This window comes from Archangium sp. Cb G35 (assembly GCF_001896145.1).
Taxonomy (GTDB): Bacteria; Myxococcota; Myxococcia; order Myxococcales; family Myxococcaceae; genus Archangium; species Archangium violaceum.
Genome location: NZ_MPOI01000013.1, coordinates 206,118 through 222,852, shown reverse-complemented (window position 1 = coordinate 222,852; position 16,735 = coordinate 206,118). Strand labels below are relative to the sequence as shown.

Annotated in this window: 8 protein-coding genes; 1 reads left to right on the top strand and 7 read right to left on the bottom strand. The window is 68.7% G+C overall.

Going from position 1 to position 16,735, the window contains the following annotated elements:
- Positions 1 to 121: 121 nt before the first annotated feature.
- Both pulA (BO221_RS35640) and pulA (BO221_RS35635) read right to left on the bottom strand, forming a co-directional pair.
- Positions 122 to 4,015, bottom strand: coding sequence for a pullulanase-type alpha-1,6-glucosidase (gene pulA, locus BO221_RS35640; RefSeq protein ID WP_143195880.1), 3,894 nt, complete (start codon positions 4,013 to 4,015; stop codon positions 122 to 124).
- A gap of 168 nt (positions 4,016 to 4,183) precedes the next feature.
- Positions 4,184 to 7,630, bottom strand: coding sequence for a pullulanase-type alpha-1,6-glucosidase (pulA, locus tag BO221_RS35635; protein WP_073565319.1), 3,447 nt, complete (start codon positions 7,628 to 7,630; stop codon positions 4,184 to 4,186).
- A 194-nt stretch (positions 7,631 to 7,824) separates the two neighbouring features.
- On the opposite strand from pulA (BO221_RS35635), the gene BO221_RS35630 reads away from it, so the two are divergent.
- Positions 7,825 to 9,489 carry an alpha-amylase family glycosyl hydrolase gene (locus tag BO221_RS35630; RefSeq protein WP_073565318.1) on the top strand — a complete coding sequence of 555 codons (1,665 nt, stop codon included), beginning with the start codon at positions 7,825 to 7,827 and terminating at the stop codon, positions 9,487 to 9,489.
- Here BO221_RS35630 and BO221_RS35625 read toward each other — a convergent pair.
- The 5 genes from BO221_RS35625 to BO221_RS53015 form a co-directional block, all read right to left on the bottom strand.
- Positions 9,415 to 10,440 (bottom strand): glucodextranase DOMON-like domain-containing protein, encoded by a 1,026-nt coding sequence (locus BO221_RS35625; RefSeq protein WP_073565317.1) that lies wholly within the window; start codon positions 10,438 to 10,440, stop codon positions 9,415 to 9,417. The genes BO221_RS35630 and BO221_RS35625 overlap by 75 nt on opposite strands.
- A gap of 87 nt (positions 10,441 to 10,527) precedes the next feature.
- Complete coding sequence (locus BO221_RS35620) at positions 10,528 to 12,765, bottom strand: hypothetical protein (protein ID WP_073565316.1); 2,238 nt, start codon at positions 12,763 to 12,765, stop codon at positions 10,528 to 10,530.
- 118 nt (positions 12,766 to 12,883) lie between these two features.
- Positions 12,884 to 13,750 carry a glucodextranase DOMON-like domain-containing protein gene (locus BO221_RS35615; RefSeq protein WP_073565315.1) on the bottom strand — a complete coding sequence of 289 codons (867 nt, stop codon included), beginning with the start codon at positions 13,748 to 13,750 and terminating at the stop codon, positions 12,884 to 12,886.
- 44 nt (positions 13,751 to 13,794) lie between these two features.
- Positions 13,795 to 14,673 (bottom strand): sugar ABC transporter permease, encoded by an 879-nt coding sequence (locus tag BO221_RS35610; protein ID WP_073565314.1) that lies wholly within the window; start codon positions 14,671 to 14,673, stop codon positions 13,795 to 13,797.
- Positions 14,673 to 16,727, bottom strand: a complete 2,055-nt coding sequence (locus BO221_RS53015; RefSeq protein WP_233166399.1) for a carbohydrate ABC transporter permease — start codon at positions 16,725 to 16,727, stop codon at positions 14,673 to 14,675. The genes BO221_RS35610 and BO221_RS53015 overlap by 1 nt, the downstream gene beginning before the upstream one ends.
- Positions 16,728 to 16,735 lie beyond the last annotated feature (8 nt).

Genomic DNA, 16,735 nt, shown 5'->3' with positions numbered 1-16,735 from the left:
CCCACTGTGCGCGGCGGTGGAATCACGAGCGTACGGAATGACCCCGCGTTGGGGTCATCCTGCCCGGGGGAGGACGTTCCGGCCGCGCTCGGGAGCAACTGGTCCGACTGTTGTGTACGTCCTACGGCAGGGACCGGCGGCGCCGAGACCACAGCAGGCCGCCGAGGAGCAACGACAGTGTGCCGAAGGCATCACCGCCAGTACCAGCGCAGCCCCCACAGCCCCCGCCATGACCGCCACCGTTGCCCGTCCCCGCATCGGGAGTGACGCCCGCGTCGTTGCCCGGAATCGTGCCCGCGTCGCCGTCACCCGGGTCCGTGCCCGCATCGGGGTCTGTACCGGCGTCACCCTCGCCCGGGTCCGTGCCCGCGTCGGGACCAGTGCCCGCATCGACTGGCGAACCCGCGTCGAGGTCCGTGCCTGCATCGACGTCGGTGCCTGCATCCACCGGCGAGCCCGCGTCGATGTCGGTGCCCGCGTCAACGTCGGTGCCACCATCCACCGGCGTCCCCGCGTCAACGTCCGTTCCCGCATCGGGCGCCATGCCCCCATCGAGGTCACCCCCATCGGGCTCCATCCCGCCATCGCCCGTGCCGCCGTCGAGGCAGCCCTCGGGCAGGCCACCGCTCCGCTCGTTCACGAACACCGCCGTGGTCCGTCCGGGAACGATGAAGCTCCCCGTCGACGCGACGAACTGGGAACCCCGGACGATCGGATCCGTCGAGGCCACCTGCTCGGGGTGCAGCGCCAGCAGGCGGCACGCGTACTCGGGGATGCGGAACTCCTGCTGCTCGTCGTTGGCGTTGAAGAGCACCACGATGTCCGTGATGCCGTCCGCGGCCAGCTCGTCCCGGAGGTTCATGACGATGAGGCCGGGAATCTGCGACGCGCCGGTGTTGAGGAAACGCAGCTTCGCCTGGATGTCCCCGGCCGTGCGCAGGCGGAACAGGGCCGCGCTCTTACGGATGGCCAGCACCTCCTCGAAGTGGTCGAGCGTGCGGGTGATCTGCGCCGAGCCGGGTTTCAGCTCCGGCCTGCCGAGCAGCGGCCCCATGATGGACCACTGGCTCCCGTTGTCACCGGCCGGCGGCAGGCCCACGCCCCAGTTGTTGGACGCGTAGGTGAAGTCGAGCTTGTTGAACCAGTCGCCCGAGTTGTAGCTGTTGCGGTCCAGCGACTTGGAGCGAAGCATCTCATCGCCCGCGTGGAAGAACGGGATGCCCTGGCCGAGCCCCACCAGGCTCAAGCCCATGTTGTGCATGCGCGCACGCGCATCGACACTGGCACCCGGAGCCGCCTTCAACTGGACGGTGTCGAACAGCGTCTCGTTGTCGTGCGCCGAGGCGTAGGTGATGACCTCCTGCGGGTCCACCGTGTAGCCGGCCGGCTGCCCGTTGTAGTCCACCCACGAGCCCCTCACGGTGTCGCCGTTCTTGTTGACGAACTCGTAGTCGCGCAGGTTGCCGGCCAGGCCCACGCGGATGAGGTCCGCGTAGTGCAGCAGCTTCCCGCGCTGGTCCTCGGAGCTGCCCTGGGGCGTGCCGTTGGGCTCGTACCAAAGGCCGCTGATGAAGCCCTGCTCCTGCAGGCCGCTGAAGGGGCCGCCGCCGCGAGCCGCGTCACGCAGACGGTCGCTGAACGTGCCAATGCCCGTGCCCGCCATGTTCAGCTGCGTCGCGTTCACGCCACGCTGGCCGTCCGACACCTCGCCGAAGTTCCAGCCCTCGCCGTACAGGTAGATTCTCGAGCCCTCCACCCCGTCCTTCTCCAGGGTGAGCGTGTCGAGGGCGCTCCGGACCTTCAGCACGTTGGCCTTCATGTGGTGGCCCATCAGGTCGAAGCGGAAGCCATCCACCTTGTAGTGCTTCGCCCACGTGACGAGCGAGTCCACCATCAGCTTCTCGAACATGGCGTGCTCGGAGGCCGTGTTCTGGCAGCAGGTGCTCGTCTCGACGTTCCCGTCCGCGTTGAGGCGGTGGTAGTAGCCGGGCACCACCCTGTCGAGCACCGACACGTCACTCTGTCCCGAGGCCGTGGTGTGGTTGTAGACCACGTCCATCACCACGCGCAGGCCGGCGTCGGAGAGCCCCTTCACCATGCCGCGGAACTCGCGGATGCGCGCGGACCCGTGGGGACTGGCCGAGTAGCTGCCCTCGGGCACCGTGTAGTGGTACGGGTCATAGCCCCAGTTGAATCCATCCTGGTCGCGCACCGCGTTCACCGCGGCCTGCTGCTGGTCGGAGCCGGGAGCCATCGAGCCCAGGTCGCCCGCGGGCACCTGGTGCTTCGAGCGGTCCTCCTCGACGGAGGAGATGTCGAACACGGGCAGCAGGTGCACGTGCGTCAGGCCGTGCGAGGCCAGGCGCTTCAGGTGCAGCATGCCGTTGGAGCCGCTCCGGGCGAAGGCGGCGAACGTGCCCCGCTCCGCCAGCGGCACGGACGGGTCGTTGATGCTGAAGTCACGCACGTGCAGCTCGTAGAGCGAGATGTCCTCGGGCGCGGCCAGCGGAGGCTTCGCCAGTGCATTCCATCCCTCGGGCGCGAGCGCCGGGTCCTCCAGGTTCACCAGCTGGCTGAACCGGCTGTTCATGGACAGGCCGAGCGAGTACGGGTCGGTGACGAAGTTCTTCACCACCTTGTTCTCGGAGCGGGCGTACACCTCCACCTCGTAGAGGTAGAACATCCCCTTCCAGCTGGGATCGCCGGTGTAGCTCCAGACGCCCGTGGAGGGGTCGTGGTTCATGAGCACCGGGACCTCGCCCGCCCCCCGGGGCTGCGTGGGAGTGACGTTCGGGAACAGGTGCAGCGTCACCTTCCGGGCGGTGGGCGCCCACACCCGCATCGTGGGCACGCCGGTGCCGCTCCAGGTGACGCCGAGCTTCCCCTCGTAGGTGTACAACTCGTCCAGCACGCCCGGGAGCTGCACGGAGGTGGCATCCAGCGGCCGGCCCTCGAGGTCCGTGGCGGACAGGGCAATCTGTCCCTCGAGGATGTCCTTCACCTCGACGAGGTCCGTCTCGGAGATGCGCAGCACCGGCTTGCCGGCCAGGTGCGGGAACTTCACGGCGATGTGCGGCGGCAGCCCCAGGGGCTCCAGCGAGAGGGGAAGCGGCTTCCCACCCGAGATGCCATCGAGCCCCAGGGTCATCGCCCCGTTGGGGTCATGGTGCAGCTTGAAGCGGAGGTTCGACCGGTCCTCGGCGACGCCGGGCTCCCAGACGAGCAGGTTCGTGGACACCCAGTACGCCCGGGCCAGCGCGATGGAGCCCCTCGGAGCGCCCTCGGGCACCGCCGTCAGGACGTGGGAGGTGGCGTTGTACTGGAAGTGCACCAGCGCGCCGCCCGCCGGCACGGTGAAGGCGATGTCGGCACCATTCGGGACACCTCCCGCACCGTAGTTCTCGTCCCAGCTCTCGTTGATGGTGGCCTTCACCTGGTAGGAGCCCGCCGGGAGCACCGTGGAGAAGGTGTAGATGCCATCTCCGTCGATGTCCTTGAGCCACGAGCGCAGGCACCCCGGCTGCCAGTCACCGTTGGCCGGGGGAGTTCCCTCGGGGTTGCTCGCGGGGCAGCCCAGCTCGCTCTGGAAGGAGCCGGGCGCGGTGACGATCACCGCGTTGCGGTTGCTGGTAATCCAGTGGCTCTTGGGGTCGTAGAAGAACCTGACGGTGCTGTCCGTGGCGAGGTGCAGGATGACCTCGGGGCCTCCGAGCGCGGCCCCCCGGCCGTAGATGGTGAGGGTGCCCGCGCCATCGTCCTCGGCGGCGCGGAACGTCCAGGTGCCGGCCTTGAGGGGGAAGGAGCCCTGCCAGACGCCGTCCCCCGCGTCGAAGGACAGGAGCGCCCCGGCGCAGGCCGTATCCCCTACCGGGCAGCTCAGTGCGTCCTTCACGGACCCCACGAGCGAGACGGACACGGGCTGCGCGGACGCGGTCCCCGACAGCAACAGCAGGAAGGCACCGAGCACGAGCGAGCAGGCCCGCGCGATTCGGAGAACAGGGGCTTCGAATTTCATGGGGACACCCGGGCACACTGACGGAGCCAGCGGCGGCAACAGGAATCCCGGTATAGCAGAACCCCCCTCCTGACCGCCCGGGGGGTCCCGGCACAACGCGGTGCGACAGGGCACCGTGGCCCGGAGAGCCCCCTCCCCCGAAGCGGAGAGGGCTCTCACGGAAGACGGCTACGCCTGGGCCCGGCGGCGCCGCGACCGCAGCACTCCGCCGAGCAGCATCGCCAGGGCGGCGAAGGCACCGCCGCTCGAACCCGAGCAGCCGCAGCCCTGCGTGTCACCCTTGCCCGGGGTGTTCACGAACACCGCCGTGGTCCGGGCCGGCACGGTGAACACGCCCTGGGCGGCCTCGAAACCGGCCTCCTGGAGGCGCGCGTCACGCGAGCCCTTCTGCACCGGGTGCAGCTGCATCTTCTTGTCCTTGTACGAGGACAGGGAGAACGCCTGCTTCTCGTTGCTGGCATTGATGAGCACCACCACGCGGGTGCGGCCGTCCTCGGCCTGCTCGTCGTTGAGCTCCATCACGATGAGGCCGGGAACCTGGTCCGGGCCCTCGTTGTGGAAGCGCAGCTTGGACTGGATGTCCTCGGCGGTGCGCTGGCGGAAGGCCGCGGTGCTCTTGCGGATGCGCAGCATCTCGTGGAAGTGGTCCAACGCCGAGACGATGTGCTCCTGGGACGGCTTGAGCGCCGGGTTGGCGAGCAGCGGGCCCATCGTGGGCCAGTGAGTCGAGTTGTCACCGGCCGGCGGCAGGCCCACGCCCCAGTTGTTGGACGCGTAGGTGAAGTCGAGCTTGTTGAACCAGTCGCCCGAGTTGTAGCTGTTGCGGTCCAGCGACTTGGAGCGGAGCATCTCGTCACCCGCGTGGATGAAGGGAATGCCCTGGGCCAGCAGCACCAGGTCCAGCGCGAGGTTGTGCATGCGCACGCGCTCCTCGATGCTCGCCCCCGGAGCCGCCTTCAGCTGGATGGCGTCGAACAGCGTCTCGTTGTCGTGCGCCGAGACGTAGGTGATGACCTCCTGCGGATCCATCGTGTAGCCAGCCGGCTGCCCGTTGTAGTCCACCTCCGAGCCCTTCACGGTCGCGCCCGCCTTGTTGACGTGCTGGAAGTCACGCAGGTTGCCGGCCAAGCCCACGCGAATCTGGTCCGCGTAGTGCAGCAGCCGTCCGCGCGGATCCTCGGTCTCCTGGTCCGTACCGTTGGGGTCATGGAGGAGGCCGCTGGCGAAGCCCTGCCACTGAATGCCGCTGAAGGGGCCACCGCCGCGCACGGCGTCACGCAGACGGTCGCTGAACGTGCCGATGCCCGTGCCCGCCATGTTCAGCTGCGTCGCGTTCACGCCGCGCTGACCACCAACCACCTCGCCGAAGTCCCACCCCTCGCCATACAGGTAGATCTTCGAGCCATCCACCCCGTCCTTCTCCAGGGTGAGCGCGTCGAGGGCCGCGCGGACCTTCAGCATGTTGGACTTCATGTGGTGGCCCATGAGGTCGAAGCGGAAGCCATCCACCTTGTAGTACTTCGCCCACGTGACGAGCGAGTCCACCATCAGCTTCTCGAACATGGCGTGCTCGGAGGCCGTGTTCTGGCAGCAGGTGCTCGTCTCGACGTTGCCGGTGTCCTTGCCGAGGCGGTGGTAGTAGCCGGGGACGATGCGGTCCAGCACCGAGCGCGAGTCCTGGCCCGAGGAGTTGGTGTGGTTGTAGACCACGTCCATCACCACGCGCAGGTTGGCCTCGGACAGGCCCTTCACCATCTGGCGGAACTCGAGGATGCGGGCGCCGCCGTTGGGATCCACCGCATAGCTGCCCTCGGGCACGGTGTAGTGGTACGGGTCATAACCCCAGTTGAAGCCGTCCGCGTCACGCACCGCGTTCACCGCGGCCTGCTGCTCCTGGGAGTCCGGGGGCAGGGAGACGAGGTCCCCCGCGGGCACGAGCTGATCCGCGCGGCTCTCGTTGATGGTGGCGATGTCGAACACGGGCAGCAGGTGCACGTGCGTCATGCCGGAGCCGGCCAGCCGCGCCAGGTGCTTCATGCCGTTGGAGCCCTTCTCGGCGAAGGCGGCGAAGGTGCCGCGCTTCTCCGCGGGCACGGTGCTGTCGTTGATGCTGAAGTCACGCACGTGCAGCTCGTAGAGGACGATGTCCTCGGGAGCGTTCAGGAGGGGCTTCTTCAGCGTGCCCCAGCCCGTGGGCGCGAGCGCCGGGTCATCCAGGTCCACGAGCTGGCTGCGCGTGCTGTTGATCGCCAGGCTCAGCGAGTACGGGTCCGTCACCAGGTTCTTCACCACCTTCTTCTCGGAGCGGACGAACACCTCCACCTCGTAGAGGTAGAACTTGTCCTTCCAGTCCGCCGCGCCGGTGATGCTCCAGACGCCCGTGTTCGCGTCATGCGACAGGTCCGCCACGTGGCTGGCGGTGGCCGCGTCCGCGGAGTCGAACACGTGCAGCCGCACGGAGCGCGCGGTGGGGGCCCAGAGGCGCAGGGTGGGCACGCCGTCGCTCCACGTGCTGCCCAGCGGCCCGTTGTAGGTGTACAGCGCGTCCAGCACACCCGGCACCTGCACCGAGCTGGCGTCCACCAGCTTGCCGTCCTTGTCCGCCAGCGAGAGGGCCAACTGGCCCTGGAGCAGCTCGGGCACCTTCGCCAGCTCCGCCGCGGGAATCCTCAGCACCTTGTGCGTGGCGAGGTGCGGGAACTTCGCCTTGAGCTCGGCGCTCGGGCCGGCGGGGTCCACCTCGAGGGCGATGGACTGCCCGCCCTCGATGCCCGTGGTGCTCAGCACCATGGCGCCCGTGGCGTCGTAGTGCAGCTTGAGCTGGGGAGCCTCGGGGAGCTCCGTCGGATCCCACAGCAGCGTGTCCTTCGTCACCCAGTGCGCGCGGGCCAGGTTGATGTCACCGGAGGGCGCGCTGTGCACCTTGACGGCCGGAACGAGGGACACCGAGTCGAACTGGAAGGTCACCAGGGAGCCCCCCTCCGGCACGCTGAAGGCGACGTCGCTTCCAGGGTAGGCGGTGTCCCAGCCCTCGTTGAGGGCCACCTTGAACGCATACCCGCCCGCGGGAATCGTCGCGGAGTAGACGTGGACGCCATCCCCATCCGGGTCCTGCATCATCGAGCGCAGACACGACGGCGCCCAGTCACCGGGGCACCCCACCTCGCTCTGGAAACTGCCCGCCACGGTGGCGATGACGGCCTTGGGCGTGCTGGACGGACGGCTCGTCGCCCAGTGGCTCTTGGCGTCGAAGTAGAACTTCACGCTCGCGGGCTCGGTGAGCTTGAGGGAGATCTCCGCCCCGTCGAGCGCGGCGCCCGCGCCGTAGATGCCGCCCGCGCCGCCGTCGATGGCCACGCGGTACGTGTAATCACCCGCGGGCAGGTTGAAGGACTTCTGGAAGACGTCGTCCTCGGGCTCGTGCGTCAGGTCCGTCACGGCGCACGCCGCATCACCATCGGCGCTGCAGCCGAGCTCGGACTGGAAGCTGCCCACGAGCGTGACGCGGGGGGGCTCGGCGGCCGAGGCCACCGTGCTCGACGACAGCAGGCCGAGCAGGCCGAGGGACAGGGGCCGGACCCATACCGGGAGCCGGGAAATGACAGCGAATCGCATCAGCACACCTTTCCTGGAGGCACGGGCCGGCCTGTCGGGGGGCGAGCCAGTCCGCACCATCGGGTCTTGAGGAAGCGCCACACGCGCGTGAGGACGTCACCGCGCGTGGGAGCGGGAGAAGCCTAGCAGAGCCCCGGCCCCTTCACCTGCGGCGGCTGGCCGGGATCACCGGGGCGCTGCTAAACCAGGGCGCCATGCCGCTCCCGCGCCCCCTCCGCTTCCTCCCCGCCTTGACACTGCTGGCCTGCGCCCCGCAACCGCCCTCCACCGGCACCCCGCAGGCGCGGCCTCCCGTGGAGCTCGCCGCGCCCGCGGGCGACGAGTGGTACCGGCACGCCGTCTTCTACGAAATCTTCGTGCGCAGCTTCCAGGACTCCAACGGCGACGGCAAAGGCGATCTGCCCGGCCTCATCTCGCGCCTGGACTACCTCAACGACGGAGACCCGGGCACCACCACGGACCTGGGCGTGGACGCGCTGTGGCTGATGCCGGTGTTCGACTCGCCCAGCTACCACGGCTACGACGTGGTGGACTACGAGCGCATCCACCCGGACTACGGCACCCTGGAGGACTTCGAGCGGCTGTGCGCCGAGGCCCACCGCCGCGGCATGCGCGTCATCCTGGATCTGGTCCTCAACCACAGCAGCTCGCAGCACCCGTGGTTCGTGGAGTCCGCGTCCTCGCGCACCTCGGCGAAGCGGGACTGGTACCAGTGGAACGACACGGACCCGGGCTGGAGGCAGCCGTGGGATCTCTTCTCCAAGGGCGCCACCTGGTACGAGCGCAACGGCGCGTACTACTACGGCGTCTTCTGGAGCGGCATGCCGGACCTCAACCTGAAGACGCCCGCGGTGCGCGAGGAGGTCAAACGCATCGCCACCTTCTGGCTGGGCAAGGGCGCGGATGGCTTCCGGCTGGACGCGGCGCGCTACCTCATCGAAACCGGCGGTGGACTGTCGGGCCAGGCCGACACGCCGGAGACGCACGCCTTCTGGAAGGAGCTGGCCGCCCACGTGCGGAGCGTGAAGCCAGACGCGGTGCTGGTGGGAGAGAACTGGACCACCACGCCTCTCATCGCCACCTACTACGGCTCCACGGCCCGGGTGCCCGGCGGGGACGAGCTGCCGCTCAACTTCAACTTCCCCCTGGCCGAGGAGCTGCTCGAGGCGGCCCGGACGGGGGACGCGGCGGACGTCACCGTGAAGCTGGCGGAGATGCGCAGCCACTACCCCGCGGGCGTGGCGGACGCGCCCTTCCTCACCAACCACGACCAGGTGCGCGTGGCCACGGCGCTAGGCGGCAAGGCCGGGAGCCTGGCCACCGCCGCCTCGCTGCTGCTCACCCTGCCCGGCTCGCCCTTCCTCTACTACGGCGAGGAGCTGGGCATGGCCAACGGCACCACCCACAACGACGAGGCCAAGCGCACCCCCATGGCCTGGGACGCCAGCGCGGGCGCCGGCTTCACTACCGGCACGCCCTGGTTCTCCTTCTCCCCGGGCGCCGAGCACACCCATGTGGCCGCGCAGGTGAACGCCCCGGGCTCGCTCCTCTCGCGCTACCGCGAGCTCATCCGTGCCCGCCACGCCTCACCCGCCCTGGAGCGCGGCGGCCTCAAGCTGCTCACGCCCACCCAGGGCCGCGCCCCCACGCTCGCCTTCCTGCGCACGGTGGGAGACGAGCGGGTGCTCGTGGTGCACAACCTCGCGGATGTCCCGCTGACGGCGGGCCCCTTCGAGCTGGAGGGCGGCTCCTCCGAGGTGCTCTTCGCGGACCCGTCCGTGGGCTCACTGCTGCGGAACGGAGGGGGCTGGAGCGTCACCCTGCCCGGCCGTGCCACCGGCATCTGGCGCCTGCGGTAGGCCGGGCGAGGCCGGCACCACCGCCGGCCAGGGGCGCGCCTGGAGCCCGAGCACTTCCTGCTGTAGCACGCCCTCGGGCACCAGCAGGTCCACCACCGGCGACTGGTTCGTACTGCCCAGTCGCCCTCCGCCAAAGCGCTCGTGCGAGGTGCCCGGACCGATGCCGAGCACCATCAGCCCCCGCGCAGGCGAAGCCGTCACCGCGCCCAGGAAGGCGGGCAGCTCCACCCGGCGCTCCAACGTGGCTCCGGTGACCGCCACCGCGTAGCCCCACGTGGGCCGCGCCTGGCCACCGAGGAAGGACTCCGGGACGAAGAAGGACACCGTGGGGCCCGAGACGCGCACCCGGGTGGGGAAGAAGACGCTCCGCTCGATGCGCTGCTCCACCTGCGTCTCCAGCGCCCGCGCCGTCGACTCGCTCACCTCGCCCTGCTGCCGCTGCAGCTCCGCCAGGGCCTCCTGCCGCCACAGCGCGCGCAGCACGTCACGCGCCTCGTAGGGACGCGGGGTGAGGAGGATGACCTTCTCCCACGCACTGCCCGGCGCCAGCGTGAGGTAGCGGCCGGGAAGCGTGTCCGTCCGGCCCGAGCCCTCCTGTCCGTCCTCGTCCACGTAGACGTCCAGGTTGAAGGTGTAGAAGCCGAAGCGGGCCATGTCCGCCAGCGTGGTCCCCGCCGCGTCCATCGTCCGCCGCGCGGGCACGGGAATGGGACGGGCGAATGCCGCCTCGAAGCGGGTGCCTCCGCTCTCCGCGTACGCGCGGAAGGACAGCAGATCCATGGAGCCCGGCCCCAGGTCCTGGCGCAGCGGGTAGCGCAGCTCGCCATCTCCCTGGTCATCCCCACGCGGGTCCTCCAGGGAGAAGAGCCGCGTGTCACCACGCGTTCCACGGCAGGCGCTGGCACACGCGGCCAGCAACAGGAGCAGGGAGAGACGGCGGAGCAGCACCATACGCGGGGACCTCGGAGCGGGAAAAAAGCGAGGGGCCCGGCGGGCGTCACCGCGCACCGGGCCCCCCTCGGACTGCCTTGGAAACGGTTAGAACTGCGCCTTCATGAACGCCTTGAGACGCACCTGCTCGAAGTTACGCGTCACCAGCGGGTTCCACCCGTTGAAGCGGTTGCGGAAGCCGAGCGAACCCACCTCCACGCCAAAGTCCCGGGCGGTCGCCTCGTCGGCCGTCGTGGGCACGAAGCCCGTGCCGTAGTCCGGCGTGTAGGAGCCGAACAGGTACTGGCCCTCGAGACCGAACTCCACACCGGCCAGGATGTACTTGGCCTTCAGGGACACCAGGTTCTTGTCGTGCTTGCCCGACACCATCTGGTGCAGGTTGTAGGACTGGAAGGCCGTGTTGCCGTCCTGCAGGTCCGCCAGGAACTTGGTGTAGCTCAGCGACGCGTACAGGTCGTCCGTCAGCTGGTAGCCGGCGCCGAGGTTGAAGCTGGTGTAGTTCAACACGCGATCGTCATCGGAGATGTCGTCGAAGGGCTTCCACTGGTAGCCCGTCACACCATCCCGGGTGATGAGCCCCGGGTTCCCGTAGAGGGAGTCCGCGGTGGAGAGCTGGTTGCCGTTGGCGTCCGTGCCGTAGAAGCGCTTGTTGCCGGCACAGGCCACGTCGCCACCCGGGCAGTCCCCATCCTGGTAGGGCAGGTACTTGCTGTCGTTCAGGCGCTTGTCGGTGTCGTGGATGTACTTCACCTTGCCGAACACGTCGACGCCGCGGCCCAGGTCGAGCACGTAGCGGGCCTTGGCCACCAGGATGTGCGTCTGCTTCTCCTGGAAGGGCTGGAAGGCGCTGCGGAAGTTGTGCAGCACGCCCGAGTCCAGCTCGGCGCCCGGGTACTGGGTGTCGTTCAGGGCGCGGGAGTCGTTACCCCAGGCCTGCCAGTTCTGGTTGTAGGTGATGTAGGAGTACTCACCGGCGATATCCAACGCGCCGTTGCTGTACACCGGGTTGAACGTCACGCCCTTCCAGCCGATGGCCGTCTCGGCCATGGGCTCGTCGAAGTCGGTGAACTCGTTGTCCACGTTGATGGTGGCCAGCTGCTGGGCCTCGCTCGTCCAACCGCCGTAGCCGATGACGGTGGGGTTGCCCGCGAAGACGCCGTACTTGGCGTTGTTGGGGCCAGGGAAGGCGAAGGTGGCGTCGTGGCCCTCGGTGAGCAGCACGTCCGACTCGCGGCGGGAGGCCATGATGGCCATGTAGTCCGCGCCGATGCTGAACGCCTGCACGTTGAGCGACAGGCCGATCTCCAGCGGATCATTCAGCGTGGCGTCCACCCGCCAGCTGTTGTCCTCGTGCTTGCCCGCCATGGTGGGCGAGTAGCCGTTGAGGCCGAAGCTGCTGTGCACGAAGGCGGGGTTGTTGTCCGGGCTGGTCCCGAAGCGGTTGCTCTCCTCCGCGTGCATGTACGAGCGGTAGAAAGCGCCGCGCACGTCCAGCACGGAGCCCAGGTGGAAGCCGGCCTTCACACCGCCCACGCCGTTGCGGAAGCGCGGGTAGAGATCCCTGCCGTTGTCCGGGTTGAGGTCCCCGGCGTTGAGCTCGTTGTCGATGGCGTACTGGAAGATGCCGCCGACGTCGAACATGTCATTGACGGTGTACTTGCCCTGGAAGACGTAGGAGGCGTCCGTGGTGTGGAACGCGCCCGTGCTGTAGTTGGGGCCGGCCCAGAGGCGGGGAAGCGAGATGCCGGCCACGTCGTACGTCAGCTTGCGATCGAACGCCGAGCCCTGCACGAGCACGCCAGAGGCGTTGTCGCGGTCGATGTAGCGGATGCGGCCGACGACGAACGGGTCGAACTGGCCGAAGTCATTGGCGCCAATGGTGGCCGAGTCGATGAGGTAGCCCGGCGTCAGGGTGACGGCGACGCCACGCAGCTTGATGTACTGATTGGAGCGCGGATCGAACTCACCGCAGTTGCCGGCGACACAGTCGGTGGTGACCCTGCCGAAACCACCGAAGTTCGACCAGAAGTTCTGGCTGAAGCGGCTGTGGATGCGGCCACGCACCTCGACGGCGCTGGACAGCCGCGCGTTGAGCAGCAGCTCGAGCTCGGTGCCAATACCGTTCTCGCCCGCGCCCTCACCCGGGATGGTGGTGAAGTTGAACATCGCGCCCTGGGAGCGCGAGTTGCCGTACAGCCACTTGGTGTAGGTGGTACCGCCAATCTGGAGCCTGGGAGCCTCCTGGGCGAGCGAGGCGGTAGCGGGCAGCAGGGTGGCAGCGGCGGTCAGGGCGAATGCGCCCTTCCGCAGGGACTTCGTCTTCATGGATGATTCCCCTCCGTTAGGCAGCCGAACCGGGAAGCGGGGGCTTCCCGGCCGCCGGCGCGGACGGCTCATCACCGTCCGCTCGAGCATCCGGCGGAAATGCGTGAATCGGGTAGGACTACTTCTGCTCCGGGGCAGGCGCCGGGGCCGGGGCGGGAGCCGGAGCGGCCTTGGCCGTGCCACCCACCATCGTCAGCGTGGCCGGCTTCTTCGCCGCGCCATCCTCGGCGCACTCGTAGCTCAGCATCTCGTGCTGGGCCTTCACCTCGGACGCATCGCCCTTGCCCTGGCCGGCGAGCACGTCGATGGCGTGCGGATCACACTCGTTGTCGTTGCCGCCGCCGAAGCGGTGCTGGCCCTCGTACTCGTTCACCTTGCGGGTGAGCAGATCACCGCCCGAGGGGAAGCCCTCGTTGGACTGCACCACCACCTGGAAGCCCCACTGCGAGGGATCTCCCTCCAGGCCCGCCAGGTCCACGGTGGCGTTGATCTTCCGGCCCGAGCCCTTGGTGCGGGTGGGGACGATGATGTTGTCCTTGAAGGCGCCGGCCTTGTTGCCCACCTCGGCCTTCACGCGGCCGGAGTTCTGCGGGGAGATGACGATGACCTTCTCCCAGCCGTTGTTGGGGGCGAACTTCACGTTGAGGCCCGGGGGAGCGTCGGTGGAGCCGGAGCCCTCCTTGCCGTCCGTGTCGATGAAGATGAAGGCCATCTGCACGGAGAAGCCGCTCCCCATCTTCCAGGGGTCCTCGAGCGTGGTGTTGAAGCCCAGGGTGACGTCGGCCTTGTTGCCCTTCTTCTCGAAGGTGAAGTCCGTCAGGTCGAACGAGCCGCGCTTGTACACGACGTCGGTCGGGTACTTGTAGGTGCCGGGGCCGTTGTCGTCACCGGTGGGGTCCTTGAAGGACACCTTGTCCGCGGCGAGGGCGGGGGCGCCCAGGAGGGCGGCGGCCAGCGAGAGCACTGCGAGACGCGAGGTCTTCATTGCAATTTCTCCGGGTTGAGGGAACTGCGCTGAGGGACTGCGGACTAACCCTTGACGCTGCCGGCCGTGAGGCCGGAGACGAGGTACTTCTGGAGGAAGAGGAAGAGGACCACCACCGGGATGGACACGATGATGGAGCCGGCGGCGAAGTAGCCCCACTGCTGCGAGAAGCCGCCCACGAAGAAGCGCAGGCCCACCGGCGCCGTGTACATGGTCTCCTGGTCCATGAAGGTGGCGGCGAGGATGAACTCGTTCCACGCCGTCATGAAGGAGAAAAGCGCGGTGACGGCCACCGCGGGCTTGGCCAGCGGCAGGATGATGGTCCAGAAGATCTTCCCCGCCGAGGCGCCCTCCATGACGGCCGCCTCCTCCAGCTCCTTGGGAATGGTGTCGAAGTAGCCCTTGAGCATCCACACGCTGAAGGGGATGGAGGTGGTGGCGTAGACGATGATGAGGCCGAAGCGCGAGCTGCCCAGGCCCAGCCACTGCACGAGGATGATGTAGAGGGGGATGAGCATCAGCGTGCCCGGGAACATCTGGGACACGAGGAAGGCCATCATACCGGCGCGCTGGCCGGCGAACTTGAAGCGGCTGAAGGCGTAGGCGGCGGTGCAGGCCAGGAAGACACCCACCACCGTGGTGCCCAGCGCGATGATGGCGCTGTTGAGCATCCACTGGGCGAAGGGCTGATCCGTCATCACCGAGGTGAAGTTGGAGAAGGACAGCGTCTCCGGCCACGGCGTGACGGCCCGGACGCGGTCCATCATCGACGGAGCCTCGGGGAGCGTGGTGATGGCCAGGCTCTGCTTGCCCGAGAGGGCGATCGTGATGACCCAGAGGATGGGGTAGAGGGTGAAGAGGGTGAAGAGCACCAGCAGCACGTGCAGCGGCCAGTGGGGAACCCCTTCGCGGCGCGAGAACATCAGGCGGCCTCCGTGGCGCGGGACACGCGGTTCTGCACCACGCTGTAGAGCAGCAGGATGCCGAAGATGACGGTGGAGTACGCCGCCGCGTAGCCGTAGCGGTAGCGCTGGAAGGCGTACTTGTACGCCTGGGTGACGAGGATTTCCGTCGAGTTGCTCGGCTCGCCCTCCGTCACCAGGAAGATGACGTTGAACTGGTTGAAGGTCCACACCACCGACAGGATGATGGCCGGGACGAGCGCGGGCTTGAGCGCGGGCAGGGTGATGGCGGTGAACTGCTGCCAGCGCGAGGCGCCGTCCACGCGGGCGGCCTCATAGAGCTCGGTGGGAATGGACGTGAGCGCGCCGAGCGACACCACCATCATGAAGGGGAAGCTCAACCAGCCGTTGGTGGCGAGTACCGTGAGGAAGGAGCTGACGGGGGTGTCGTACCAGGCGAGCCCCTGGCCGCCGAACATGCGGATGACATGGTTCACCACGCCGAACTGCTGGTGGAACATGCCCTTCCAGATGAGGGCGGTGATGTAGTTGGGCATGGCCCACGGCAGGATGAGCAGCACGCGGTACACCGGGCGCAGCGCCAGCCCCTGCACGTTGAGGATGAGGGCGAGCACCAGGCCCACCGTCACGCCGATGGTGACGTTGGTGACCGTCCACACCACGGTGAAGAAGAGCGTGTAATAGAAGTTGAGGTAGTTGAAGACGATGGAGCCGTCCTGCGCCCTCTTGGCGATGCTGAAGTCGCCGAGAATCTCCACGTAGTTGCGCAGGCCCACCCAGATGTCGGTGATCGACTGCCCCGTGTTGTAGAGGTTGGAGTCGGTGAAGGACAGGGTGATGCCGTAGAAGAACGGGAAGAAGACGAGCACCACCATGCCCACCATCGCCGGGGCGATGTAGGCGTACGCGGTGCGGTTCTCCACCACCGTCTCCACCGTACGGGCCAGGCCGCCCATGCCGATGAAGAGCAGCACGGCGAGCGCCAGCGCGCCCAGGCCACCCAGGGCCCGGCCCGCGCCCGAGCGCAGCTCGGTCACACGCGCCGCCACCGCCGCCTCGTTCACCGCGCCCGCGGGCGTCACGAGCCCGAGCGGACGGCGGAACGGATCCGCGTCCCAGTTGCCGGGCTGGAGCGCCGGCTCGGCGGCGAGCTGCTGCTCGGCCATCACCGCCTGGGCGCGCTCGGACATGGCGCGCAGCTGCCCGGCCACGAGCGTCTGCGTCTCACGCACCTGGGCGTCCAGCATGCCCATCGAATACGAGGCATAGCCGCCCACGCCGGCCACGAGCGCCACCACCGAGGCGATGACGAGCAGGCCCTGCTTGCGCACCACGAAGGAAGCGGCCGCGCACAGCGCCAGCGGCAGCAGCAGCCACATCGCCAGCGCGCCCTTGCTGGGGACGAGCGGTGCCTTCAGCGGGGGCGTGGCCAGCTCCACCATGCCCACCACCGAGCCATCCACCGTCACAGGGGCGCTCAGCAGACGCCCGCCGTTGGGCAGCGCCTCGGCCTCGACCTCCAGCTTGCGCGCGGTGCCCTCCTCGCGGTTGGTCTCCACCGCGGCGCGCAGCCGCTGGCCACGGTCGTAGAGGGGCTTCTCCTCGCGCGACAGCCGGCGCGGCGCCGCGCGGTCGTCCTTGTCCTCGGGGAAGGTGGAGGCCTCGAGCTGGATGCCCGAGAAGGCGATGACACGCACCGCGCTGCCCGCCGGGAGCTGCTGCTGCCAGGCGGACACCACGGCGCGAACGGAATCACCCTTGCCCCCCGCGCGCTGGACGAGATCCTCCAGCGCACGCAGGGACACGAAGGCCTGGCGGTCCGCGCGCTCGGTGGCGACGGTCTCCAGGGCCTTGGCCAGCAGACCCTGGGCGAGCACGAGGGACAGGCCGAGGGCGAGGGACAGCCCCACGAGCACCCGCATGCGGCGCGGTGCATGGCCCTGGGAGCCCCCAGGGGGAGTGCCCGCGTCGTGAAGGGCATCGGTGGCACCGCGCCCGGAGGACGCGGGGGCGGCGGACTCACCGCCGGAACGCTGTGGGGCCGTCGTGCTCACTCAGTACC